36 protein-coding genes and 1 tRNA gene are annotated in these 23,030 nt (G+C 65.1%); 18 read left to right on the top strand and 19 right to left on the bottom strand.

The window, feature by feature from the left end; genetic code table 11:
• Positions 1–98: 98 nt before the first annotated feature.
• The 11 genes from FQK05_RS09710 (at position 99) to FQK05_RS09660 (ending at position 3,871) form a co-directional block, all read left to right on the top strand.
• Entirely contained in the window at positions 99–251 is a 153-nt protein-coding gene (locus tag FQK05_RS09710) for a hypothetical protein (RefSeq protein WP_158966203.1), read from the top strand.
• Positions 251–673 carry a hypothetical protein gene (locus FQK05_RS09705; RefSeq protein WP_233270448.1) on the top strand — a complete coding sequence of 141 codons (423 nt, stop codon included), beginning with the start codon at positions 251–253 and terminating at the stop codon, positions 671–673. Before FQK05_RS09710 ends, FQK05_RS09705 begins: the two co-directional genes overlap by 1 nt.
• Positions 670–960 carry a hypothetical protein gene (locus tag FQK05_RS09700; protein WP_158966199.1) on the top strand — a complete coding sequence of 97 codons (291 nt, stop codon included), beginning with the start codon at positions 670–672 and terminating at the stop codon, positions 958–960. The genes FQK05_RS09705 and FQK05_RS09700 overlap by 4 nt, the downstream gene beginning before the upstream one ends.
• Positions 960–1,274, top strand: coding sequence for a DUF4031 domain-containing protein (locus FQK05_RS09695; RefSeq protein WP_158966197.1), 315 nt, complete (start codon positions 960–962; stop codon positions 1,272–1,274). The genes FQK05_RS09700 and FQK05_RS09695 overlap by 1 nt, the downstream gene beginning before the upstream one ends.
• Positions 1,264–1,968 (top strand): hypothetical protein, encoded by a 705-nt coding sequence (locus FQK05_RS25845; protein ID WP_199252628.1) that lies wholly within the window; start codon positions 1,264–1,266, stop codon positions 1,966–1,968. Before FQK05_RS09695 ends, FQK05_RS25845 begins: the two co-directional genes overlap by 11 nt.
• A 2-nt stretch (positions 1,969–1,970) precedes the next feature.
• Positions 1,971–2,243, top strand: coding sequence for a hypothetical protein (locus tag FQK05_RS09685; protein ID WP_158966195.1), 273 nt, complete (start codon positions 1,971–1,973; stop codon positions 2,241–2,243).
• Positions 2,244–2,289: 46 nt separating this feature from the next.
• Positions 2,290–2,553: a hypothetical protein gene (locus tag FQK05_RS09680; protein ID WP_233270447.1), complete on the top strand. Its 264-nt coding sequence runs from the start codon at positions 2,290–2,292 to the stop codon at positions 2,551–2,553.
• 219 nt (positions 2,554–2,772) lie between these two features.
• Complete coding sequence (locus FQK05_RS09675; RefSeq protein ID WP_158966191.1) at positions 2,773–2,976, top strand: hypothetical protein; 204 nt, start codon at positions 2,773–2,775, stop codon at positions 2,974–2,976.
• Positions 2,977–3,016: 40 nt separating this feature from the next.
• Positions 3,017–3,256: a hypothetical protein gene (locus FQK05_RS09670; protein WP_158966189.1), complete on the top strand. Its 240-nt coding sequence runs from the start codon at positions 3,017–3,019 to the stop codon at positions 3,254–3,256.
• A gap of 45 nt (positions 3,257–3,301) precedes the next feature.
• Positions 3,302–3,622 (top strand): hypothetical protein, encoded by a 321-nt coding sequence (locus FQK05_RS09665; RefSeq protein ID WP_158966187.1) that lies wholly within the window; start codon positions 3,302–3,304, stop codon positions 3,620–3,622.
• Positions 3,623–3,676: 54 nt separating this feature from the next.
• Positions 3,677–3,871, top strand: a complete 195-nt coding sequence (locus tag FQK05_RS09660) for a hypothetical protein (RefSeq protein ID WP_158966185.1) — start codon at positions 3,677–3,679, stop codon at positions 3,869–3,871.
• Positions 3,872–3,991: 120 nt separating this feature from the next.
• On the opposite strand, the gene FQK05_RS09655 is transcribed toward FQK05_RS09660, so the two are convergent.
• From FQK05_RS09655 to folK, 12 genes are all read right to left on the bottom strand, one after another.
• Positions 3,992–4,067 (bottom strand) — tRNA-Thr (locus FQK05_RS09655).
• Between the two features lie 463 nt (positions 4,068–4,530).
• Entirely contained in the window at positions 4,531–4,860 is a 330-nt protein-coding gene (locus tag FQK05_RS09650) for a DUF1491 family protein (protein WP_158966182.1), read from the bottom strand.
• Positions 4,857–5,762, bottom strand: a complete 906-nt coding sequence (gene era, locus FQK05_RS09645; protein ID WP_158966180.1) for a GTPase Era — start codon at positions 5,760–5,762, stop codon at positions 4,857–4,859. The genes FQK05_RS09650 and era overlap by 4 nt, the downstream gene beginning before the upstream one ends.
• A complete protein-coding gene (gene rnc / locus FQK05_RS09640; RefSeq protein ID WP_158966178.1) occupies positions 5,759–6,448 on the bottom strand; it encodes a ribonuclease III in 690 nt (229 codons plus the stop codon). Before rnc ends, era begins: the two co-directional genes overlap by 4 nt.
• A complete protein-coding gene (gene lepB, locus FQK05_RS09635; protein WP_158966176.1) occupies positions 6,445–7,278 on the bottom strand; it encodes a signal peptidase I in 834 nt (277 codons plus the stop codon). Before lepB ends, rnc begins: the two co-directional genes overlap by 4 nt.
• Before the next feature lie 48 nt (positions 7,279–7,326).
• Positions 7,327–7,773 carry a holo-ACP synthase gene (acpS, locus tag FQK05_RS09630; protein ID WP_158966174.1) on the bottom strand — a complete coding sequence of 149 codons (447 nt, stop codon included), beginning with the start codon at positions 7,771–7,773 and terminating at the stop codon, positions 7,327–7,329.
• A gap of 73 nt (positions 7,774–7,846) precedes the next feature.
• The gene (locus tag FQK05_RS09625) at positions 7,847–8,482 is read right to left on the bottom strand and encodes a LysE family translocator (RefSeq protein ID WP_158966172.1); all 636 of its coding nucleotides are present in this window, start codon (positions 8,480–8,482) and stop codon (positions 7,847–7,849) included.
• Complete coding sequence (locus tag FQK05_RS09620; RefSeq protein ID WP_158966170.1) at positions 8,479–9,237, bottom strand: pyridoxine 5'-phosphate synthase; 759 nt, start codon at positions 9,235–9,237, stop codon at positions 8,479–8,481. Before FQK05_RS09620 ends, FQK05_RS09625 begins: the two co-directional genes overlap by 4 nt.
• A 3-nt stretch (positions 9,238–9,240) precedes the next feature.
• Positions 9,241–9,933 carry a DUF2062 domain-containing protein gene (locus tag FQK05_RS09615; protein WP_325063864.1) on the bottom strand — a complete coding sequence of 231 codons (693 nt, stop codon included), beginning with the start codon at positions 9,931–9,933 and terminating at the stop codon, positions 9,241–9,243.
• Positions 9,917–12,130, bottom strand: coding sequence for a RelA/SpoT family protein (locus FQK05_RS09610; protein WP_158966168.1), 2,214 nt, complete (start codon positions 12,128–12,130; stop codon positions 9,917–9,919). Before FQK05_RS09610 ends, FQK05_RS09615 begins: the two co-directional genes overlap by 17 nt.
• Positions 12,131–12,143: 13 nt before the next feature.
• Positions 12,144–12,497 (bottom strand): DNA-directed RNA polymerase subunit omega, encoded by a 354-nt coding sequence (gene rpoZ / locus FQK05_RS09605; RefSeq protein ID WP_158966166.1) that lies wholly within the window; start codon positions 12,495–12,497, stop codon positions 12,144–12,146.
• Between the two features lie 298 nt (positions 12,498–12,795).
• Complete coding sequence (folK, locus tag FQK05_RS09600; RefSeq protein ID WP_158966164.1) at positions 12,796–13,365, bottom strand: 2-amino-4-hydroxy-6-hydroxymethyldihydropteridine diphosphokinase; 570 nt, start codon at positions 13,363–13,365, stop codon at positions 12,796–12,798.
• A 134-nt stretch (positions 13,366–13,499) separates the two neighbouring features.
• Between folK and FQK05_RS09595 the strand changes: the two genes are divergently transcribed.
• The 5 genes from FQK05_RS09595 (at position 13,500) to rnhA (ending at position 17,084) form a co-directional block, all read left to right on the top strand.
• Positions 13,500–14,087 (top strand): LabA-like NYN domain-containing protein, encoded by a 588-nt coding sequence (locus tag FQK05_RS09595; RefSeq protein WP_158966162.1) that lies wholly within the window; start codon positions 13,500–13,502, stop codon positions 14,085–14,087.
• A gap of 328 nt (positions 14,088–14,415) precedes the next feature.
• A complete protein-coding gene (ispH, locus tag FQK05_RS09590) occupies positions 14,416–15,381 on the top strand; it encodes a 4-hydroxy-3-methylbut-2-enyl diphosphate reductase (RefSeq protein ID WP_158966160.1) in 966 nt (321 codons plus the stop codon).
• The gene (locus FQK05_RS09585; RefSeq protein WP_158966158.1) at positions 15,378–15,992 is read left to right on the top strand and encodes a LysE family translocator; all 615 of its coding nucleotides are present in this window, start codon (positions 15,378–15,380) and stop codon (positions 15,990–15,992) included. Before ispH ends, FQK05_RS09585 begins: the two co-directional genes overlap by 4 nt.
• The gene (locus FQK05_RS09580) at positions 15,989–16,441 is read left to right on the top strand and encodes a DUF3429 domain-containing protein (protein WP_158966156.1); all 453 of its coding nucleotides are present in this window, start codon (positions 15,989–15,991) and stop codon (positions 16,439–16,441) included. The genes FQK05_RS09585 and FQK05_RS09580 overlap by 4 nt, the downstream gene beginning before the upstream one ends.
• A 190-nt stretch (positions 16,442–16,631) precedes the next feature.
• Complete coding sequence (rnhA, locus tag FQK05_RS09575) at positions 16,632–17,084, top strand: ribonuclease HI (RefSeq protein ID WP_158966154.1); 453 nt, start codon at positions 16,632–16,634, stop codon at positions 17,082–17,084.
• A gap of 25 nt (positions 17,085–17,109) precedes the next feature.
• On the opposite strand, the gene FQK05_RS09570 is transcribed toward rnhA, so the two are convergent.
• From FQK05_RS09570 to def (FQK05_RS09545), 6 genes are read right to left on the bottom strand one after another with little or no spacing between them, the layout of a single operon-like run.
• Positions 17,110–17,349 carry a GlsB/YeaQ/YmgE family stress response membrane protein gene (locus FQK05_RS09570; RefSeq protein ID WP_325063863.1) on the bottom strand — a complete coding sequence of 80 codons (240 nt, stop codon included), beginning with the start codon at positions 17,347–17,349 and terminating at the stop codon, positions 17,110–17,112.
• A gap of 4 nt (positions 17,350–17,353) precedes the next feature.
• Positions 17,354–17,590 (bottom strand): hypothetical protein, encoded by a 237-nt coding sequence (locus FQK05_RS09565; protein WP_158966152.1) that lies wholly within the window; start codon positions 17,588–17,590, stop codon positions 17,354–17,356.
• A 12-nt stretch (positions 17,591–17,602) separates the two neighbouring features.
• Positions 17,603–18,508, bottom strand: coding sequence for a methionyl-tRNA formyltransferase (gene fmt, locus FQK05_RS09560; RefSeq protein ID WP_158966150.1), 906 nt, complete (start codon positions 18,506–18,508; stop codon positions 17,603–17,605).
• A complete protein-coding gene (gene def / locus FQK05_RS09555; protein ID WP_158966148.1) occupies positions 18,508–19,011 on the bottom strand; it encodes a peptide deformylase in 504 nt (167 codons plus the stop codon). The genes fmt and def (FQK05_RS09555) overlap by 1 nt, the downstream gene beginning before the upstream one ends.
• Positions 19,008–19,508: a peptide deformylase gene (gene def / locus FQK05_RS09550; RefSeq protein ID WP_158966146.1), complete on the bottom strand. Its 501-nt coding sequence runs from the start codon at positions 19,506–19,508 to the stop codon at positions 19,008–19,010. The genes def (FQK05_RS09555) and def (FQK05_RS09550) overlap by 4 nt, the downstream gene beginning before the upstream one ends.
• Positions 19,509–20,027: a peptide deformylase gene (def, locus tag FQK05_RS09545; protein ID WP_158966144.1), complete on the bottom strand. Its 519-nt coding sequence runs from the start codon at positions 20,025–20,027 to the stop codon at positions 19,509–19,511.
• 176 nt (positions 20,028–20,203) lie between these two features.
• Between def (FQK05_RS09545) and FQK05_RS09540 the strand changes: the two genes are divergently transcribed.
• On the top strand, positions 20,204–21,382 hold the full coding sequence (locus tag FQK05_RS09540) for a MalY/PatB family protein (RefSeq protein ID WP_158966142.1): 1,179 nt from the start codon (positions 20,204–20,206) through the stop codon (positions 21,380–21,382).
• 42 nt (positions 21,383–21,424) lie between these two features.
• Here FQK05_RS09540 and FQK05_RS09535 read toward each other — a convergent pair whose 3' ends face one another.
• Positions 21,425–21,772 (bottom strand): hypothetical protein, encoded by a 348-nt coding sequence (locus tag FQK05_RS09535; RefSeq protein ID WP_158966140.1) that lies wholly within the window; start codon positions 21,770–21,772, stop codon positions 21,425–21,427.
• 256 nt (positions 21,773–22,028) lie between these two features.
• Between FQK05_RS09535 and FQK05_RS09530 the strand changes: the two genes are divergently transcribed.
• Complete coding sequence (locus tag FQK05_RS09530) at positions 22,029–23,027, top strand: glutathione S-transferase family protein (RefSeq protein WP_158966138.1); 999 nt, start codon at positions 22,029–22,031, stop codon at positions 23,025–23,027.
• The last annotated feature ends 3 nt before the right edge of the window (positions 23,028–23,030 follow it).

Below are 23,030 nucleotides of genomic sequence, written 5' to 3'. Positions count from 1 at the left end.
ACCCCTTCCCCGGCCATTCTCCTCCATCCCCGGCCGGGGGAACGCCGGCGCGGCCCATCCCCTCCCTGCCGCGCCGGCCCCCACACAGGAGCACCACCATGCCGAAGGTCACCCACGGCCCCTGGGCCCACACCAGACACACACTGAACCGCCAACGTCGCATGCCGTCTGGCTGGTGGATCCTGCCGGGCGTCGTCCTCGGGCTGGTCGTCATCTTCGGCGGGATCGCCGCTGCGCTGGGGGCGTCGTGATGGGCATGATCGACGACATCAAGCGGGATCGTGAGGCGGGGACGCCGGGGCCGTGGACAGGGCACAACATGGTGCATGCGGATGGGCGCGCCATGACACCAGACGAGATCGGCGAGTACGTCTGCAATTCCGTGAAGATGGGGGAGCCTAATAAGTTCTTGTTCGTCATCGGTAAGCACGCAGATGGCGGAGATTGCGATGTCTGCCATACCGGGAATGGGCCCAGAGGCGCGGCGAATACCGCGCGCATCGCCCGCGTCCCCGACATGGAAGCCGCTCTACTGGCCGCTGCCGATCTTGCGGATGCACTGGAAGCGAGATCGCCATTCACCGGCTTCGCATCTCGCGGGGAAATTATCGCCGCGCTTGGCGAATTGCGCCGCCTTCTGGACGGCGTCCAGCACGATGGGGTGCCGGGATGAGCGGCGCCAGATACCCCGGCATCACCGCCGCAGCGCTGGAAATCGCCTACGACAATGGCGGAATCAGCCGCTTCCGGCCCGAAGATCAGATGCGCGCCGAGCTTGACGCATTTCTTGCACGACAGGCCATAGCACTTGGTCCCATCGACCGCTGGCTGGCCGACCTACCCCAGAGCGACCTGGAAACGGTCTGCGCCGGCGATCAGGACGAGGCGAAGGCAATCCTTGCCACGGCCCCGCCCGGCACACACGACCTCCTGAACCGCTACTTCGACGAGGTATGTTGATGACCGTCTACGTAGACGACATGCGGGCCCCGGTCGGCCAGATGATCATGTGCCACATGGTGGCCGACACGACGGCCGAGCTGCTGGCCATGGTCGACGAGATAGGTGTGGCGCGCCGGTGGATCCAGGCACTCGGCACCCGCCGCGAGCATTTCGACATCTGCATGTCGAAGCGCGCGCTGGCCGTGAAGCACGGCGCGGTCGAGATCGATCGGCGGAAGCTGGCGGAGATCCTGCGCGCCAGGTCCGCGAAGCCCACCCCGCCCCAGCCCACCGACATGACCAGACCGGGAGACGTGATCCATGACTGCTGACACCATCGCCCGCGCGATCTGCCAAGAACGCTGCGCCTTCAAGGGCGAGCCCGCATGCTGGCAGGTCGTCCCCGATGAATGGCCGAACCCGAACTGCGACGATCCCGGGTGCCAGGCTCTGGCGACCGTTGCCATGGCCGCCACGGCGGCAGCGGACGGCGACACGTGCGATACCTGCGGCCGCGTCTTCCGGACCGCCTACCGCGTCCCTAACGACTTGTGGCGGCAGATCGCGCCGAAGCCAGAGACGTTGGGCGATCACCCCGAGCATCTGCTTGGCGGCACCCTCTGCCCCGATTGCGCGACCGTCGCGGCCGATAGGATCGGGCAGAAGCTGCATTTCGATGCGGATGACCATGGGTGGGGCGGCGCGCCCGTGTCCCCCGGTGTCGCCGCCATCGCGGCAGAGCGCCGCCGTCAGGTCGAGGTCGAAGGCTGGACGCCAGCGCATGACGACGCGCATCAGGCGGGTGAACTGGCTGGCGCTGCGGCCTGCTACGCCATGCACGGCCTTAGCATCGGGAACATGGTCCTAGCCCGAAATGTGCGCGGCATGGTCACAAGCCTCTGGCCGTGGGCTGCTGACTGGTGGAAGCCGAAAGACCCCCTGACCGACCTCGCCCGAGCCGGTGCCTTGATCGCGGCCGAGTATGACCGACAACAGCGCGCCGCCCTCACGCAAGAGGGAGCGTAGTGATGGCCGACCTTCTTTCGAACAGATTCGCTCTGGCTGCCCTCGTCGCGCTGAACGCGGAACAGGCATCGAGGGCTCCGTTCCTACGCGACGAGATGCAAGACCTGCGGAGACGGTTGAATGAGATCGAGGGCCGCGCCGATGAGCGCAGCGCCTATGCCGTGTCCGGGCATCGCTGGGGAAAGGCACTCGCCATCGGCCACCGCGACAAGATCCGCGCCAAGGCCAAGGCGGCGCGCAAGGCCCGCAAGATCACGCGGAGGAATCGGAAATGACCGCCGCCGACCAGTGGGGCGGCTGGGCGATGAAGGAGGAAGCGGCGTGAACTGGGAACGTCGAAAGACCGGAAGGATCCGGCATCGGGTGAACATCCAGAAGCGCCTGTTTCGGGATCCGATCATCACCCTGGTTCTGCAGTACGAATACGAGGGGCTTACAGGCGGCTACCGGGCCGGAACGTTCGGCACATGGAAGGTCCGGAAGTTCTGGCTCGACGCGCGCCCCGAAGAGGTCATGGAGACCCATGGTCCGACGCACATCTATCCAGTCCAGGAGCAACAGCAGGCAGCGGAGGCAGAAGCATGACGGAAGAACTGAAACCATGCCCATTCTGCAGTGGCCGCGGCTATCATTACTGCGCCTGCCATCCCGGGGATTGCCTCTGCGGCGAGGACTACCGGGATTGCGAGGAATGCGATGGCACCGGATGGATGGATCCGGATTTCGCCGATTTCTATGAAGACGATCCGACCTTAAGCGACCCGCCCTGCCCGCCGCAGGTCCCGCAGCCGAGGGAATAGAACGATGGCCACCCCCGAACCCGTCTATGTCCGCGTCAGCGACAGCAAGGCTGTCGTCGGCATCAACCGGGCCACGATCTACCGCTGGAGCAAGGCCGGCTACATCAAGATCGAGAAATGGGGCGGATGCGCCATGTTCTCGATGGAAGAGTTCAGGGCCGCCAAAGATAGGATCGCGGCGGCAAAGAAGGCGAAGGCGCCAGCTTAGGGCGTGGCCCGCGCTATCGCCACAAGTCACAGGAGGCCACATGCGAAAGTGCAACGTCAGGATCGAGGATCAGCATTTCCACGAACTGCATCACGCCCTCGGGTGCCCGTGGCCGGATGAGATCATGGGCGAGACCTATCGAAATCATTTCGCCACCGACGCGGACAGCGACAACGAGAAGGGCTGGCTGCTTTGGAATGACGGCTGGGGCCATATCGAAGGTCACGACTATCACTCGTTCGTCGCCGTTTGCCCGACATGGATCATGTTCGGGAAGTGAGCCCAACACCCCCGCATAGGCGGGAAGCAAAAGGAAGGACAGGGAATGAAATACACCTGGGAAGAACAAGACATTATTGATGATGGGGACGGCCGCAGGATCTGGTCGTCAACGGATGCCTGCAATGGTGAATGCATCATCGCTTATCGCAGAAATCCAGACTGGAACAGAGGCGACAGCGGAAGCGTGAACCAATATGCGGTCGTGTCCCTGACAGACGGCATGGTTTACACCGAATTCATGAGTGCAGAAGATCTTGCCGCCAAACTCAACGATCACGGATACAGACCAATGAGCGTGATCGAAGACTTCTCCAAATATGTCCGGTACGAAACGGATTTTCGAGGCGCTCCCAAGACAAAATAGGCCGTAAGCAAGAGGATTACGAAAATAGCAGATCAACTCGACATCGAGGCCGAAGTGCGGGCGCTGTTTGAGGCGAAACTCCGCGAGTTTGCGGCGTTCTGTCGTCAGCAGTGGCAGATGTCCGAACAGGATCTGGCTGGAATGGGGCTGGAGTGGAGCGAAGAGTACACCACCGGCTATAACGCCGGCATAACCGATGGTGTCGATGGTGCGCTGGATCATTGGCTGCGCGACGAGCTCGACTGGTAGTTACCTGGAGCACGCTTCCGCCCTAGCGTCTAACGCTTGACCGGATGTGGGACCGGATGTGGGACCAGACTGCAGGCTACCCAATCACATACTGATTTCATTAGCAAATTTTGGTTGAAATGGTGCCGGCAGAGGGACTTGAACCCCCGACCCCGAGATTACAAATCACGTGCTCTACCAGCTGAGCTATACCGGCTTCGCGCCATCGCCCCCTCGGGGCCCGTGCGCCTGGTGGGTCGCACCGCCACGGGACGGTACAACCGGGTGCGATCCGTACTGCATCCCCGGACCGGACGCAATCAGGAACCGGATCAAAGCCCCGTTGCATCGTCGGATCCCAATGGCAGATTTCACTGGCAGATCTCACTGGCCGGCCCGTCCCATAGGCAGGAAGCGTTCCCCCTGATGCAGACCCTCGCACAGGCAGTGTGCCGGGACCGCCCCGGCCTTCGGATGACCCACGCGTGCGAACGGCGGACAGGGTGGGGACGCTGTCCCCACGCCCCTGAGGTATTTGAAGATCAAAGAAGTGGCGAGCGCGCGCCGCTTCTTCTTTTCGGAAATACTCCCGCCGGAGGCGGAGCGGCGGCACGGACGGGGCGCCCGCTGCGAAACCGGGGCCCGCAGGCAAGGGTTTCCCCGCGTGCCGCACCCAATGGTCACGTCAACCCGGGCTGGTCCAGCAGATGACGGCCCTTGCGGTCCTCGACCTCGATCACCCAGAGATCGGGATCGAAACCACGCTGTCTGGCGATAGCGGCATCGACATCCGGCTCGGCGCCGCTGGCCAGTTCCATCCAGGCGCGTTCACCGGTCGTCAGGTCGAAACTGCGCTGATAGGCCGTGGCGCGACCGTCGAGCGTGGCGAGCTTGATCAGCACCGCGCCGGCCGTGTCATCGCCATGGGCCAGGACATAGGCCGGGATCCCCTCGATCTGAAGCCGCATCAGGTAGGCGTCGACCCAGAAACGGGCCGTCAGGCGGCTCACCCGTTGCTGTCCTTGAAATCCAGGCCCATCTGGTCGTAGCGCTCTGCCTCGTTCATCCAGTTCTCGCGCACGCGGACCTGCAGGAACAGGTGGACGCGGCGGTCCATCATCTCTTCCAGGTCCTTGCGGGCCAGCTGGCCCACGGCCTTGATCGTCTCGCCCTTGTGGCCCAGCACGATACCCTTGTGGCCGTCACGGCTGACATAGACGACCTGATCGATCCGGGCGGAACCGTCGGGACGTTCCTCCCAGCTCTCGGTCTCGACCGTCAGTTGGTAGGGCAGTTCCTGATGAAGGCGCAGGGTCAGCTTCTCGCGCGTGACCTCGGCCGCGATCATGCGCATGGGCAGGTCGGCGATCTGGTCTTCGGGGTAAAGCCAGGGGCCATCCGGCAGTTGTTCGGCCAGCCATGCCCGCAGGTCGGCCACGCCATAGCCCTTTTCGGCCGAGATCATGAAGGTCTTCGCGAACTCGAAGCGTTCGTTCAGTTCCTGGGAAAGGCCCAGAAGCTTCGGCGCCTCGACCCGGTCAATCTTGTTGATCGCCAGCGCGATGGGGCGGCCGACCCCGATTTCCGGCAGGGTCTTCAGGATCCGTTCGACGCCTTCGGTCAGACCGCGATGCGCCTCGATCATCAGGACGATCACGTCGGCATCCGACGCCCCGCCCCAGGCGGCGGCGACCATGGCACGATCCAGCCGGCGGCGCGGCTGGAACAGGCCCGGCGTGTCGACGAAGACGATCTGTGCATCCCCTTCCAGCGCCACGCCGCGGATCCGTGCGCGGGTCGTCTGCACCTTGTGGGTGACGATGGAGATCTTGGATCCCACCATCTGGTTGAGAAGCGTCGACTTGCCCGCGTTGGGCTCGCCGATCAGGGCGACGAAACCGGCCTTAGTCATGTGTCCTGGCCCTCCAGCCGGTCGAGCAGCATACGTGCCGCTTCCTGTTCCGCCTGCCGCTTGGTCGAGGCGGTGGCGCGTGCCTCCTGCCCGCCGTCAAGGCGAACGGCAATGGTGAAAATCGGCGCGTGGTCCGGTCCGGTCCGGTTGATTTCCGCATAGGTCGGCGGCTTTTGGCCCCGGGCCTGCGCCCATTCCTGCAGCGCCGTCTTGGGATCGCGGGCGTCGGCCGCGACATTGGCCACCCGCTTGCCCCAAAGCTTCAGGATCACCGCCCTTGCCGTTTCCAGCCCCGCATCGAGGTAGATGGCGGCGATCACCGCCTCCATCCCGTCGCCCAGCAGGGCCAGTTTGCGGCGTCCGCCCGACAGCATTTCCGACCGGCCCAGTTTCAGCACCGCGCCCAGGTCGACCTCGCGCGCGACGTCGGCGCAGGTCTCCTTGCGCACCAGCGCGTTGAACCGCGGCGCCAGCTGGCCTTCGCTGGCGCCCTTGTCCTGCGCCAGCAGCGTTTCCGACATCACCAGCCCCAGAACCCGGTCACCCAGGAATTCCAGCCGCTGGTTGTCCCCCCGCGCCGGCGACGACGCCGAGCCATGGGTCAGCGCACGGATCAGCAGCGTCGGTTCCGCAAACTCGTGCCCGATCCGGGCCTCGAAGGCCTTCAGGTCCGCCGAGAGCTTCAATCGATCCTCTTGAAGTACCGATCCGACCGCCAGGTCCAGAAGGCCATGATCGACCGCCCCGCCGACGAGAAGATGACACGGTCCGCCCGGCCGACCAGGTTTTCAAAGGGCACGAAGCCCACGCCACCCGCAACCTGCCGGAAGCGGCTGTCCGAGGAGTTGTCGCGGTTGTCGCCCATGAAGAAGAAATGGCCTTCGGGCACGATATAGACCGGCGTGTTATCCGAGGCCTGATTGCCGATTTCCAGGATCTTGTGGGTCACGCCGCCGGGCAGCGTTTCCAGGAACTGGTCCTTGATGCAGGTGCCCCCCACGCCCACGGGCCCGTTGGCACATCGCGGGGGAAGACGCTGCGGGCCCTGCGGCTCGGCCACCTCGTCGAAGGTGCCGTCGGGCTTGATCTCGACCGGGGTGCCGTTGATCTGCAGCACGCCGTCGATCACCTGCACCCGGTCGCCCGGCAGGCCGATCAGGCGCTTGATGAAGTCGCGTCCCGAAACCGGGTGACGGAAGACCACGACGTCGCCGCGTTCGGGTTCCGACCCGAACAGGCGCGTGTTGCCGCCCTGCGCCCAGCCGCACAGGTCCTCGGCATCGATATCGAGCCCCACCAGCGGGATCGAGATCGACGGGCACGAGGCATAGGAATAGCCATAGGCCATCTTGTTGACGAACAGGAAGTCGCCGATCAGCAGGGTCGGCTTCATCGACCCGGACGGAATCCAGAACGGCTGGAACAGGAAGGTCCGGAAGATCCCGGCGATCAGCAGCGCATAGACAATGGTCTTGACGGTTTCCCAGAAGGCATTGCGGTGTTCGTCTTCGGCCATCGGGTACTCCGGAGTTCTGTCAGCCCGGGCCGGGATCGGCCCCTGCCGTTACATGCGGGGGGCGCTCGGGGGTGTCAAGGCATCGGGCACGGTCTGGCCCACGGGGCGCGCCTCGATCACGACGAAGGCCTGGGCCCAGGGATGATCGTCGGTCAGGGTCACGTGGACCACCGCTTCGAATCCTTGCGGCGTCATCCGTTCCAGCCGCTCGGCCGCCCAGCCGGTCAGGTGCATGACCGGCTGACCGCTGCGCAGATTGCTGACGGCCATGTCCTTCCAGGAAATCCCCATGCGCAGGCCGGTGCCCAGCGCCTTGGAACAGGCCTCTTTCGCAGCCCAGCGCTTAGCATAGGTCCCGGCGGTATCGCGGCGGTTCTCGGCCTTGCGCTGTTCGATCTCGGTGAAGACGCGGTTGCGAAACCGGTCGCCGAACCGGTCCAGCGTTCGCTCGATCCGTTCGATGTTCGCAAGGTCAGTGCCGATGCCCAGGATCATGTGGTCGTGTCCTTCTCGGGTAGTCCGGTCCATCCCGCGCCGACAGATCCCGACTCGGACAGATCGGGCGGTCTTACCGCGTCGCCGCGGATCTTAGAAGGCCAAGGCCCAGACCCGCGAACAGGGCGGCCGTGGCCCCGTCGATCCATCGGCGGAACCGGGCATGGACCGCCTGCGCCCCGTCGGTGGAAAAGGCCCAAGCCCAGGCGACATAGTTCAGAAAGCCGATCAGCATGCACATTGCGGTGGCCAGCGCGACGGCGCCCATGCCCTGCTCGGGCCCCAGGCCCACGGCCAGCGCCGCCAGCCAAGCAAAGACGGCCTTGGGGTTCGACAGGTTGAGCAGCATCCCCCGCAGAAGCCACCGGCCCCGGACGGTCGGCTGCGCCCTGGGCCCCGCCCCTGGCCGCACGGCCGACCGGGCAGAAAGCCATGCAAGATAGAGAAGATAGGCCCCGCCGGCGATCTTCAGAAGGACCAGGCCGGTCTGCGACACGGCCAGCAATGCCCCCAGGCCGGACGCGGCACACAGTCCCCAGACCGCCAGCCCAAGCGCCAGGCCCAGACCGAACCGCAGCCCCGCGCCCCGCCCCTGCGCCATGGCGACAGAGGCACAGCCCAGATTGGCCGGACCGGGAGAGGCGGCAACGACAAGAAAGGCCAGCGCGATGGACCCAAGGCCCGCCGCATCCGGCCAGACGGCTGTCACGCGCGCGCCTCGTCCATCAGGCGGCGCATCTCGGCGATGGCGGGTTGCAGACCGCGAAAGATGGCCTCGCCGATCAGGAAGTGGCCGATGTTCAGTTCGCGCACTTCCGGCATCGCGGCGATGGGGCCCACAGTTTCGTAGGTCAGGCCGTGGCCGGCATGGACCTCCAGCCCAAGGGAATGGGCATGGGTCGCCATTTCGCGCAAGGCGGCCAGTTCGCGGTCGCGGGCCGCGAAATCGCCTTCGGCATGGGCGTCGCAATAGGCGCCGGTGTGCAGCTCGATCACCTGCGCGCCGATCCGGTGGGCGGCGTCGATCTGGCGGCGGTCCGCGGCGATGAAGATCGACACGCGGCAGCCGGCATCGCGCAGGGGGGCGATGAAATGGGCCAGGCGGTTTTCCTCGCGCGCGACTTCCAGGCCGCCTTCGGTCGTCCGTTCCTCGCGCTTTTCGGGCACGAGGCAGACGGCATGCGGGCGGTGACGCAGGGCGATCTTCTGCATCTCGTCGGTCGCGGCCATCTCGAAGTTCAGCGGCACGGTCAGCGTCTGCACCAGCCCTTCGATATCCGCGTCCGAGATGTGGCGGCGGTCTTCGCGCAGGTGCGCGGTGATGCCGTCGGCGCCCGCCTCTTCCGCGATCTTCGCCGCGCGCAGCGGGTCCGGATAGGCGCCGCCGCGGGCGTTGCGCACCGTGGCCACGTGGTCGATGTTCACGCCCAGCCGGAGGGGCGCCGTTTCACTCGTATTGGACATTGATCACGCTCGTTCCTTGCCGCGGTCGTCGGGGCGTCCCAGCGTCACCGGTGCGGTGGCTGCCACTGGAACGACATGGGCGCGCGCCTTGATCGCCTCGAACTTCAGGCGGATCATGGTCCGCCGCCGGTTCTGGTAGGCGCGGATCAGCGGCACCGTGAAGAAGTACGAGGCCACCGCCAGGATCACACCGGGCACCAGCCCGCCGATCAGGTAGGGAAAGAAGACCTCGTGATAGAAGAGCTGGAACCCCTTCCAGTCGAAGGCGCCGCCGTGGAACAGCGCCCAGAAATTGTCGCGCAGGTCGTCCCAGGCATAGGCAAAGGCATGCATGAATTCATGCTGCGCCGCCTTGTCGAACTTGGTGCCCATGATCCAGTGCCCGATCTTCAGGCTGAGCCAGCCGATGATCGGAAAGGTCAGCGGATTGCCCACGAAGGTCGAAGCGAGGCCCGCGAAGATGTTGCCGTTGAAGATGCGCCCCAGGATGAAGGCCACCAGAAAGTGCATGCCGTAGAAGGGCGTGAAGGTGGCCATGATCCCGCAGCCGATGCCGCGCGCGATGCGTTCGGGCGAATCCGGCAGGCGACGGACACGATACTGGACGTACATCATCGCACGTTTCCAGCCGCCGCGCGGATAGACCGACTCGATCAGTCGCTGCGAAATCGTTCGCTGCTCACGGCGTTTGAACACCAGCTTTCGCCCTCACATTCCGCGACGGGCCACCAAGGTCCGCCCCACCAGGCAGCAATGTCGCGCGGTGGCGACTGATCGCCGCCACATCGCTTTCGGCCTCAAGCATGACCATCAGCGAATGCAGCTGCTCGACATCCCTGAGTTCGACCCTAACCAGCAACCGGTAAAAATCCGGCTTCCGGTCGACGAACTCAAGGTCCGAGATATTCGCCTTCTTTTCGCCGATCAACGTGCAAATGCGCCCCAGTACCCCCGCATCATTGCCGATGGTCAGCTCCAGCGTCACGCTGTAGACGGCCTCGTGCGTGCCCGAATGCCAGTGCAGATCAACCCAGCGTTGCGGCTGATCTTCATAGGCGGCCAGTTCGTCGCAATTGATGGCGTGAACGATGACACCTTTCCCGCGCTGGGTGATCCCGACGATCCGTTCGCCCGGCAGCGGTTCGCAGCATTTCGCGCGTTCGAAGCTCTGCCCCGGCTCCAGCCCGATCAGCGCCCGGCGATAGGGAACAAGGTCGCCCTGCACCTTTTGCAGCTCGGGATAGACGGCATTGATCACTTCCTGGGCGGTGATCTCGGCCCGGCCCAGCTGCGCCAGGACCTCCAGTCGCGAATCAAGGCCCAGCGTCTTGGCGGCGGTGTCCAGAACCTTGTCGGTGGCCTTGCGGCCGACATGTTCGAAGGCCGCGCGGGCCAGTTCCCGGCCCAGCTTGGCGAAACGTTCGCTTTCCGCTTCGCGCAGGGACCGCCGGATCGCGGCGCGGGCGCGGCCCGTCTTGACGATATCGACCCAGGTCGCCTGCGGCTCCTGCCCTTCGGCGGTGATGATCTCGACCGACTGGCCGTTCTTCAGCCGGGTCCACAGCGGCACCCGCACACCGTCCACCCGGGCCGAGACACAGCGGCTGCCGATCCGGGTATGGATCGCATAGCCGAAGTCGATGGGCGTGGCCCCCTTCGGCAACTTGATCACCTCGCCCTTGGGCGTGAAGCAGAAGACCTGGTCGGAATACATCTCCAGCTTCACGGCATCGAGGAATTCCTCGTGGTTCTCTTCGCTGGCGAAGGTGTCCTGCAGGGCGGCAATCCATTCGGTCGGCGCCACGGCGAACTTGTTCTCGTACCGCATGCCGTCCCGATAGGACCAGTGCGCGGCGACCCCGCGTTCGGCAACGTCGTGCATTTCCGACGTGCGGATCTGCACCTCGACACGCTTGCCGTCGCGGCCCGACACCGTGGTGTGGATCGACCGGTAACCGTTGGTCTTGGGCTGGCTGATATAGTCCTTGAAGCGCCCCGGCACGGCGCGCCAACGCTGGTGGATCGCCCCCAGCGCACGGTAACAGTCCATCTCGTTCCGGGCGATGATGCGAAAGCCATAGATGTCGGACAGGCGGGAAAAGCCCTGCTGCTTTTCCTCCATCTTGCGCCAGATCGAATAGGGTTTCTTGGCGCGGCCATAGACATCGGCCTGGATCTTGGCCTTGCGCAGCACCTTGCGCATGTCCTTCATGATCCGCTCGATCACGTCGCCGGTTTCGCGCTGCAGCTTGATGAAGCGCACCATGATCGACTTGCGCGCCTCGGGGTTCAGGACACGGAAGGACAGGTCCTCCAGTTCCTCGCGCATCCATTGCATGCCCATGCGACCGGCCAGCGGTGCATAGATGTCCATGGTCTCGCGGGCCTTTTGCTGCTGCTTTTCCTTCCGCATGCTATCGATGGTGCGCATGTTGTGCAGACGGTCGGACATCTTGACCAGGATGACCCGGACGTCCTTGGTCATCGCCATGAACAGCTTGCGGAAGTTCTCGGCCTGCTTGGTTTCCAGGCTGGACAGTTGAAGATTGGTCAGCTTGGTGACGCCGTCGACCAGCATCGCCACCTCCTCGCCGAAGCGCGAGGAGATTTCGGAATAGGACGCCTTTGTGTCCTCGATCGTGTCGTGAAGAAGCGCGGTGATGATCGTGTCATCGTCCAGTCGCTGTTCCGCCAGGATTCGGGCGACAGCGACGGGATGGCAGAAATAGGGCTCGCCCGATTGCCGGAACTGCCCTTCGTGCATGGACATGCCATAGGCGTAGGCCGCGCGCAGCCTGTCGCCGTTGGACTTGGGATTGTAGCTGGCGACCAGCGCCACCAGCTCCTCTACGTCAGGTACGGAAAGCGGAACGGGCGTCGACTGGCCAGGCATCGCACGGGGGACCTCAGCCCTGGCCCTGCGCCTCCATCAGGGCACGCAGGAGCTTTTCTTCCGACATGTCGTCGTCGGCCGGTTTGTCGCTCTCGGCGCCCATCAGGACCGCCATGGAATCTTCTTCCGGCTCGTCGATCTCGTTCTGGCTCTGGTTGCTCTCGATCAGGCGCTCGCGCAGAAGTTCCGCGCTCTGCGTCTCTTCCGCGATCTCGCGAAGAGCCACGACAGGATTCTTGTCGTTGTCACGATCGATCGTGATCTCGGAGCCGGCAGAGATTTCCCGCGCCCGGTGGGCGGCGAGCATCACCAGTTCGAACCGGTTCGGAACTTTGTCGACGCAATCTTCGACCGTCACGCGCGCCATGCCGCACTCCAATGTCTAGGTCTGATCAGGAGACCGCCTATGTAATGGCGATTGTGTGGCTTGACAAGCAAGTTTCCCTGCAATCGGCCCATTCGGCGGGCGAAGCTTCGCCGCCTGTCCGTCGCCCCCCCTGCTCCGGGCCATACTTGCCCCCGCATTCCCGCCCCCGCAGCCCCGCCCGGACGTCCGCCTGCAGCGGCAAGGGCGAACTGCAGGTTTCCGGCCGAAGGGTCGGTGGGGCCGCTGCGGGCGGGCGCCGGTCCGGCGTTCACATCCGCCAGGATCGCATGACACAGGCTCACATGGCTTTTGCGTCCTCCCGGTCGGCCTGTGGCAGGGCCGCGCACATCTGCCGCGCGGTCAGGCCCAGGATCGGATGCACCCAGTCGCCCGCCACGTCGCACATCGGCACCAGGACAAAGGCCCGCTCCTGCAGGCGGGGATGCGGCAGGATCAGTTCCGCCGGCGCCTCGACCGCCTGTTTCTCCGGCGCCAGATCCATCCAGGCCCGCACTGTCGCCGCGTCGGGCCGGATCTCGCCCCCTGCCGCAAGCAGGTCCAGATCCAGCGGCCGGGCCTGCCAGCGCCCCCTGCGTTCCCGCCCGAACGACGCCTCGATCCTGTGCAGCGTTGCCAGGGCGTCCTCGGGCCCCATCTCTGCCGCCAGCACCGCCACGGCGTTGACGAAGTCGGGTCCTTTACCGCTTGGAAAGAAAGGCGTGCGATAGAATCTGCTCAGGGCTGTCAGTTTCAGCCCCTCTCGTCCCAGTTCGCAAAGTGCCGCTGCGTGCGTTTGCGCCGGAGGGCCGTATTTGCTCTCCAAATTCGCACCCAAAGCCACCACATATTCCATTAGACGACCTGTCATTTCTGTCCGGAGCTCCCCCACGGATTGCCCTTGCGACCGAGAGCAGGCTCTCTACTTTGCATATACAGTTTCGCCAATGCCCCACTCACACCGCAAATCCATTGGCGGAACAGTTTTTTTGGAAGGAAAATTAAATGTTTTACAAGGACGAACGGCTCGCGCTGTTCATCGACGGTTCCAATCTGTATGCCGCCGCCAAGGCTCTGGGCTTCGACATCGACTACAAGCTTTTGCGCCAGGAATTCATGCGCAGGGGCAAGCTTCTGCGGGCCTTCTACTATACCGCCCTTCTGGAAAACGACGAGTATTCCCCGATTCGCCCGCTGGTCGACTGGCTTCATTATAACGGCTTCACCATGGTGACGAAGCCGGCCAAGGAATACACCGACAGCATGGGCCGCCGGAAGGTGAAGGGCAACATGGATATCGAACTGACCGTCGATGCCATGGAACTTGCCCCGCGCGTGGATCATATCGTGCTCTTCTCCGGTGACGGCGACTTCCGTCCGCTGGTGGAAAGCCTGCAACGGCAGGGTGTCCGCGTTTCCGTCGTATCGACGATCCGCAGCCAGCCGCCGATGATTTCCGACGACCTGCGCCGCCAGGCCGACAATTTCATCGAACTCGACGACCTGAAGGACGTGATCGGCCGCCCGCCGCGCGATCATTCGGCCGACGACCGTTCGACCGCGGAACCCCGCGTCGCGGCGAACAGCCGCTGATCCTTACGCCCGGCCCCGCGCCGGGATCAGCCCGTCCGCCCTGCCGCGGTCGATCTTGAAGACAGGAACAGGGGCCGGTGCAACTGGGGGCATCGGCGCTTGTGTTTCAGGGCTCCGCCCTGACCCTGCCGCGGCCGTTTCCGAACCGGCGCCGGTTTGCATGGGCACCGGTCCGCTCTGGACGCAGCCGCCCGCATTGCCTAGACCTATTTCCTGAATTCGCCACGGCCGACCCGGGCGTCGCCGCATCCGATCCAAAAGCCGCGGGGCCCAGGGATCGGCCCGCATCGACGCCCGGCACGAGGCCGCAGGAAAGGGTCCGCGACCGATGCCGAAACCGCCTCTCACGCTTCACCTTGCTGCCCCGCGCGGGTTCTGTGCCGGGGTGGACCGCGCCATCAAGATCGTCGAGATGGCGTTGGAGAAATGGGGCGCCCCGGTCTATGTCCGGCACGAGATCGTCCACAACAAGTACGTAGTCGACGGGCTGCGCGCCAAGGGCGCCGTCTTCGTCGAGGAACTGGACGAGGCCCCCACCGACCGCCCCGTCATCTTTTCCGCCCATGGCGTGCCGAAATCCGTCCCGGCCGAAGCCTCGCGGCGCGAGATGGTATTTGTCGACGCCACCTGCCCTCTGGTGTCCAAGGTCCATATCGAAGCGCAGCGTCATGCCGACAACGGCCTTCAGATGATCATGATCGGACATGCCGGCCACCCGGAAACCATCGGCACCATGGGCCAGCTTCCGGATGGTGAGGTCCTGCTGGTCGAAACCGTGGATGATGTGGCGACCGTCCAGGTCCGCGATCCGTCGAAACTGGCCTATGTCACTCAGACGACGCTCTCGGTCGACGACACCGCCGGTATCGTGGCCGCGCTGCACGACCGTTTTCCCCAGATCGTCGGCCCCCACAAGGAAGACATCTGTTATGCCACGACCAACCGGCAGGCATCGGTCAAGGCCATGGCACCTGAGGTCGAGGCGATCCTGGTCGTTGGCGCCCCCAACTCGTCGAACTCCCGCCGCCTGGTCGAGGTCGGCGCGCGCGCCGGGTGCAGCTATTCCCAACTGGTCCAGCGCGCGGGCGATATCGACTGGCGCGCCCTTGGCCCGGTGAAAAGCGTCGGTATCACCGCCGGTGCCTCCGCCCCGGAAACCCTGGTGGAAGAGGTGATCGACGCCTTCCGCGACCGTTTCGACGTGACCGTGAAGGTGGTCGAGACGGCGGTCGAGAATGTCGAATTCAAGGTGCCGCGGGTCCTGCGGCAGGGTGCCGGAGAGCCCGTGACATGATTTCGATCCAGTTCCTTCTGACCGCCCTTGTCGTCGTTGTGGCCCCTGGGACGGGCGTTCTTTACACACTGGCCATGGGGCTGGGTCAGGGCCGACGGGCGGCCCTTTGGGCGGCGCTCGGCTGCACCTTCGGGATCGTGCCGCACCTTCTGGCCGCGATGCTGGGGCTGGCGGCGCTGCTGCATTCCTCGGCCCTGGCCTTCCAGGTGGTGAAGGCGGCCGGCGTGGCCTACCTGCTCTACCTCGCCTGGCAGGCGCTGCGGTCCGGCGGCGCGCTGTCGGTGTCGGCCGATCCGGTCCGGCAGAAGGGACCGCGCATCGCCTGGCGCGGAGCGCTGATCAACATTTTGAACCCGAAACTGTCGCTCTTCTTCCTTGCACTCCTGCCACCTTTCCTCAGCGGCGTGCCGGAAACGGCGACGCTGGAAATGGGCCTGCTGGGCGGTGTCTTCATGGGGCTGACCTTCGCGGTCTTCGTCCTTTACGGTCTTTTTGCCGCCACGGCCCGGCAATACATCCTGGGCTCGGAACGGGTCCTGCGCTGGCTGAACCGGTCCTTCGCTGCGATCTTCGCGGCGCTGGCCGCCCGGCTGGCGCTGGAACGCGCATGACCGGCGTTCCCCGTTCCATCCTCCTGCTCAGTGCGGTGACGCTGGTGCCGTTCCTTTGGGGCGCGGCCAGCTATCTTTCCGGGGCGCTTGGCAGCTGGGGCAGCCAGGTGCTGGGCCCGCGCTTCATCGGACCTTACGTGCAGCTTTTCTTCGGCGCGGTGATGCTGTCCTTCCATTCCGGCATCCTGTGGGGTTTCTGCGCCAAGCATCGCGAAGGCGTGCCGGCGCTGGCCTATGTCTTCGCCGCGGTGCCGGCAGCCTGGGCCTTCCTGATGACAGGGAACGGACCGGTTTCCGCCTCGCTGAACCTGCTGATCGGTTTTGCCGGACTGCTTGTACTGGACATGGCCTTCCAGAACTGGGATCTGACACCCCGCTGGTGGCTGCGCCTGCGGGTGCCGGTGACGCTGGTGACCTGCGCCTGCCTGGCCGTTTCGGCCTTCCTCTGACCGCCCCTGCCCCGCCCCGCCAGCGCGACCCTGCACAAAAAGGATCGCGCCGGTGGCGACAAGGAGAATCCCGCAGGGATCCGACGCGGGTGGGAGGCGGATCCGAAGGATCCGCCATGGGCGGGCCGCCGCGGGCAACATCCGGCGATCGACGCCTTATGAACGACGACAAGACGGGACGAACCGCGACATGACAGACCTCTACGCCTTCACCGACGGAGCGTGCTCCGGCAATCCCGGCCCCGGCGGGTGGGGCGCCCTGCTGCAGGCCAAGGACGGCGAGACCGTCATGAAGGAACGCGAGCTGAAGGGCGGCGAGGCCCACACCACCAACAACCGGATGGAGCTTCTGGCTGCCATCTCGGCGCTTGAGGCTCTGGAACGCGCCTCGATCATCACCGTCGTCACCGACAGCGCCTATGTGAAGAACGGCGTGACCGGCTGGATCTTCGGCTGGAAGAAGAACGGCTGGAAGACGGCCGACAAGAAACCGGTGAAGAATGTCGAACTCTGGCAGCGCCTGGACGAGGCGCAGGCCCGCCACAAGGTGACCTGGAAATGGGTCAAAGGCCATGCCGGCCACCCGGAAAACGAACGCGCCGACGAACTGGCGCGGGCCGGCATGAAGCCCTTCAAGGGCTGAATGCCGTGGCGAAGGCGGCGTCGGCCTAGCGGCCGGCCACCACCTGCCACAGCCAGATCAGCGCGATCGCGCCCAGCACGGCGCCGAGGATCCCGGCAAAAAGGCCCAGGAAGGACAGCGCGACCTTCAGGACGAAGCCCCCCACCAGCGCGCCGCCGATGCCGATGGCCACCGTGGCGACGGGGCCGGTCTGAAGGTCCAGCAGGCGCGTGGCGATGAACCCCGCCGCGCCGCCCACGATGATCCACCACAGAAGCCACATCATCGGCCTATTTCCTCCACCTGGTCGGAACGATCACCAGCGCACCGACGGCCGAAACGATGGCGTTCAGGCCGTGGCTGTGAAAGCCGAAGCCGAACATGATCCGCACGAAATAGAACAGGAATGCGCCGCCGATGCAGATGATCATCGACGGGATCACGCCGTTATGGGTGAACCCGGTCCGTTCCGAGGCATAGGCCACGATCATCGCGATCACGACCGTGCCCATCAGCGTCAGGTACATGGCGGTCCCCTTTCAAAGCTGCGCGCCCGCCGCAATCGGCCAGCCGCGCAGGAACGTATCGGCATCCTGCGCAGCCTTGCCCGCCCGCTGCAAGCGCGTCAGCGTCACGGCGCCGGTCCCGCAGGCGACCGTCAGCGCATCGTCCAGGACCTGCCCCGGCGCACCCGCGCCGGCCCCCAGCCGGGACGCCAGGATCTTCACCCGCTCGCCGTCGATCTCGACCCATGCCCCTGGGAAAGGCGACAGGCCACGGATCTGGCGGTTGACCGTTTCGGCCGGGGCCGACCAGTCGATCCGGGCCTCGGCCTTGTCGATCTTCGAAGCGTAGGTCACGCCGTCCTCGGGCTGCGGTTCTGCCATCAGGTCCGGCAACTGCTCCAGCGCCTCGACGATCGCCGCGGCGCCCAACGCCGACAGGCGGTCGTGAAGGTCGGCCGTGGTTTCCTCGGCCCCGATCCTGACCGCACGGCGCAACAGCACCGGGCCGGTGTCCAGCCCGGCTTCCATCTGCATGATGCAGACACCGGTTTCCGCGTCGCCCGCCATGATCGCCCGGTGGATCGGTGCGGCGCCCCGCCAGCGGGGCAAAAGGCTGGCATGGATGTTCAGGCAGCCCGCCTTCGGTGCGTCCAGCACCGCCTGCGGCAGGATCAGCCCATAGGCCACGACCACTGCCACGTCCGCCTGAAGCGCCGCGAAGTCCGCCTGCGCCTCCGCCCCTTTCAGGGACACGGGGTAGCGAACCTCCAGCCCCAGCGCCTCGGCCCTGGCCTGCACCGGAGAGGGGCGCGGCTTCTTCCCCCGCCCGGCCGGGCGCGGCGGCTGGCAATAGACGGCGGCAATCTCATGTCCTGCATCGACCAGTGCCTGCAGGACCGGGACGGAAAAGTCCGGCGTGCCCATGAAGACGACGCGCATCAGCCCGCCCCCGCCAGCTTGCGCGCCTTCTTGATCAGCATGTCCCGCTTCGTGCGGGACAGGTGGTCGAAATACAGCTTGCCGTTCAGGTGGTCGATCTGATGCTGGACGCTCGTCGCCTCCAGCCCCACGAAATCGCGTTCGGTCACGGCGCCGGTTTCATCCAGATAGCGGACCGTCACCGCCCGGGGCCGTTCGATGGTGGCGGACACACCGGGCAGGTTCGGGCTGGCTTCCTCGTGCGGGCGCAGCTGGACCGAGGCATGCAGGATCTCCGGGTTTGCCAGCCGGATGGCCTTGCCCCGTTCGGAGGACGCATCGACCACCGCCAGCCGCAGCATGATGCCGATCTGGGGGGCGGCCAGGCCCACGCCGGGCATCGCTTCCATCGTGTCGATCATGTCGCGCCAGATCGCCCGGATTTCGTCCGTGACCTCGCCGACCTCGATGGCGGTCTTCTTCAGCCGCGGGTCGGGCCAGGGGATGCAGGGGCGGACAGTCATTGGCGGTGGGCCTCGTAGGCGCTTTCCTTGCGGGCGCGGTCTTCGTCGGGCAGGCGGTCGAAGATCACGATGCCGTCAAGGTGGTCGTATTCATGCTGGGCGCAGATCGCGTCGAAGCCGGTCAGCCGTTCGACATGGCGCTGACCTTCGACATCCATCCATTCCATGTCGATCCATTCCGACCGGGGGACAAGCATATCGACCCCGGGGATGGACAGGCAGGCCTCGGTCCCTGTGACCAGCTGGTCGGATTTCGCGACGATCACCGGGTTGATACAGGCGACCGGCGTGCCCGCGCTGGTCTTCCAGGTCGTGTCCATCACGAAAAGCCGCAGCATCCGGCCCACCTGCGGACCGGCCAGCCCGCGACCGGGGGCAGCATACATCGTTTCGAACATGTCGGCGACCAGATCCGCCGTGGCGGTCGGATCGGCGACCTCGGCGCAGGGTTGCGACAGGCGCTCGTCGGGCCAGAAGAGGATCGGCAGCAGCGGCATTCAGACCCGCGCCCGTTCGCGCTTCAGCTTCTGCATCCGCCGGGTGATCATCTGCCGCTTCATCGGCTTCAGGTAGTCGATGAACAGCTTGCCGTCCAGGTGGTCGATCTCGTGCTGGACGCAGGTCGCCCAGAGGCCGGTGAAGACCTCCTGCTGCGTATTCCCGTTGCGGTCGATCCAGGCAACCTCGGCCTCGGCCGGGCGGGTCACGTCGGCATATTCGTCGGGGATCGACAGGCAGCCTTCCTCGTAAGTGTTGAGCTTGTCGGACTGGGCGACGATCTGCGGATTGAACATGATCAGCGGACGCGGCGGTGCGTCGTCCTCTTTCACGCAGTCCAGCACGATCAGCCGGTCCAGCACGCCGACCTGCGGCGCAGCCAGCCCGATGCCGGGCGCGTTGTACATGGTTTCCAGCATGTCGTCGGCCAGCGTCCGCAGGTCATCCGACAGGTCGGCGACCGGGGCTGCGACCTTCTTCAGGCGCGGGTCGGGATGGATCAGGATCGGGCGTTTCATACAGGCCGATTTAGGCGATCAAGGGGCCCGCTGCAATCGGTCGCTGCAGCGCGGCAGCCAACCGCCGGATGCAAGGGCGACGTCGGGTCAACTGCGCGCATCCCGGTATCCGGACTTGTATCCGGCCGCGCAAGACCCCAGCGTCTGCGCCGGATGGGATCCCGGGAAGACATTCAATGACATACGATTTCGACACGCTTTTTGACCGCCGCGGCACATACAGTTCCAAATGGGACAAGATGGAAAGCTTCTGCGGCGTTTCGGCCGATGGCGGCCTGCCGATGTGGGTGGCCGACATGGATTTCCGCCCGCCGCAGGTCGTGCGGGACGTCATGGCCGAGATGGGCCGCACCGGAAATTACGGCTACAGCAGCATCGAAGAAGACTACCGCGCCGCGATTTGCTGGTGGATGGAAAACCGCCACGGCTGGAAGATTCAGCCCGACTGGATTTTTACCACCACCGGCATCGTCAACGCCGTCGGCCTGTGCATGGATACCTATACCAAGCCGGGCGACGGCATCGTCACCTTCAACCCGGTCTATCACGCCTTTGCCAAGGTGATTAACCAGGCCGGCCGGCGCGTCGTCGAATGCCCGATGGTGCTGGAAGACGGCCGTTACACCATGGATTTCGACAGCTACGATTCGATCCTGGACGGGTCCGAGACAATGCTGATCCTGTGTTCGCCCCACAATCCCGGCGGCCGCGTCTGGACGCGCGAGGAACTGCAGGGCGTGGCCGACTTCGCCAGGAAACACGACCTGATCCTTGTCTCGGACGAGATCCACCACGACCTGATCTATCCCGGACAGAAGCACATCCCGATGGCCATGGTCGACGAGACCGCGCTGGACCGGCTGGTGATGCTGTCGGCGCCGTCCAAGACCTTTAACCTGGCGGGCCTGCATACCGGCAACGTTATCATCCCCGACGAGGCGCTGCGGGCCAAATTCGCGGAACGCATGGGCGCGATCTACATCTCGCCGAACTCGGCCGGGCAGATGGCGTCCATGACCGCCTATTCCCCGGAAGGCGCCGCCTGGGTCGATGCGCTGATGGAATACCTGGACGAGAACCGGAAGGTCTTCGATGCCGGCGTGAACGCGATCCCCGGCGTGCAGTCGATGGCGCTGGAAGGCACCTACCTGGCCTGGCTCGACTTCACCGGCACCGGCATGACCCGGGAAGAGTTCACCGACCGCGTCCAGCAGGACGCCAAGATCGCCGTGAACCAAGGCCCGGCATTCGGCATGGGCGGCCAGACCTTCCTGCGCTTCAACCTGGGCACCCAGCGCGCGCGGATCGAGGATGCGGTCACCCGGCTGCAGCGCGCCTTTTCCGACCTGCAGTGATCGGTACAGGGACGGTCGGGCAGTCCCCTGCCCGGCCCGTTCCTATTCCGGCAGCAGCGCCACCGGCGCGCCCGGATCGCGATAGAAATCCAGGGGCGCGCTGTCGGCCGCTTCGGTCGACAGCTTGTAATCATAGCGGATCATCCCCGCCTCTTCCTCGGACGCGACGATCAGGGCGCGGCGCAGATGGCGCGCGCCATCGTATAGGTCGACCAGTCCGCGCAGGGACGGGACCTTTTCCGCGTCCACGGAAAAGCCGTCCTGCCACATTTTCAGCACCGGGAAGGTCTTGTCGCCCATCCCGACCCGAAGCCGGCTGGACTTGGCCAGCGCCTCGCGCCGGGCGGCATCCAGGCCATCCTGCACTTCCCGCGACATGTAAGTCGTCATGACGTCCCCCCCAGTGTTCCGAAGACCCCTTCGGTATTTCACGAGTCATGATTTGATCCCGGACCAGTTAAAATCAAGCTGAGATCCGGACGCGGTCCGCCGGCGTGACCCCTTGGGCACGGGGCTCGCACCGGTCCGGCCGCCGTCCGGTTGTGCAGCCTTGCAGGACCCCTGCGCGCGGCGAACTGCTGTCGACGCCTTCGCAGCAAGGCTTTCCCCGCCTAGGTTGTCCCGAACCGACCGACAGGAGAACACGATGGGGCAACTGGTCGAAGGCAAATGGCAGCGCGGATCGCTGTCCGAGACGTCTTCTGGTGGCGCCTTCAAGCGCACCACCTCGGGCTTTCGCAACTGGGTAACGGCCGATGGCAGCCCCGGCCCGACGGGCGACGGCGGCTTCAAGGCCGAATCGGGTCGCTATCACCTGTTCGTCAGCTATGCGTGCCCCTGGGCCCACCGGACCCTGATATTCCGCGCGCTGAAGGGGCTGACCGACCATATCGACGTGTCCGTCGTCCATCCCGACATGCTGGATATGGGCTGGTCCTTCGCAACCACCTTCGACGGCGCCACCGGCGACCGGCTGTTCGGGGCGGACTTCCTGCACCAGATCTATCAGCGCGCCCGGCCCGACGTCACCGGCCGCGCGACCGTTCCCGTTTTGTGGGACAAGGAACGGGGCACGATCGTTTCGAACGAAAGCTCTGAAATCATCCGGATGTTCAATTCGGCCTTCGACGGGATCACCGGCGATACCCAGGACTTCTGGCCGGAGGAGCTGCGGGACGAGATCGAGCCGGTGAACGAACGCGTCTACGAGACCTTGAACAACGGCGTCTACAAATCCGGCTTCGCCACCACGCAGGACGCCTATGACGCTGCTGTCCATCCCCTGTTCGACACGCTGGACTGGCTGGAAAACCGGCTATGCGGCCACCGCTACCTGTTGGGCGACCAGATCACAGAGGCAGACTGGCGCCTGTTCGTCACGCTGATCCGCTTCGACCCGGTCTATCACCTGCACTTCAAGTGCAACCGGCACCGGATCGTGGACTATCCGTCGCTTTGGGCCTACACGCGAGAGTTGTATCAGTGGCCCGGTGTGGCGGACACGGTCCGGCTGGACCACATCGTGCGGCACTATCACTACAGCCACGAAAACATCAATCCGTACCGGATCATCCCGATCAATCCCGTCATCGACTACGCCGCGCCGCACGGACGCGACCTGCTGTTCGATCGGACTGGAAGATAGGGG

Source organism: Chachezhania sediminis (genome assembly GCF_009765275.1).
Classification (GTDB): Bacteria; Pseudomonadota; Alphaproteobacteria; order Rhodobacterales; family Rhodobacteraceae; genus Chachezhania; species Chachezhania sediminis.
Note: the sequence above shows the minus strand (reverse complement) of the source record. Positions and strands in the feature narration are given on the sequence as shown.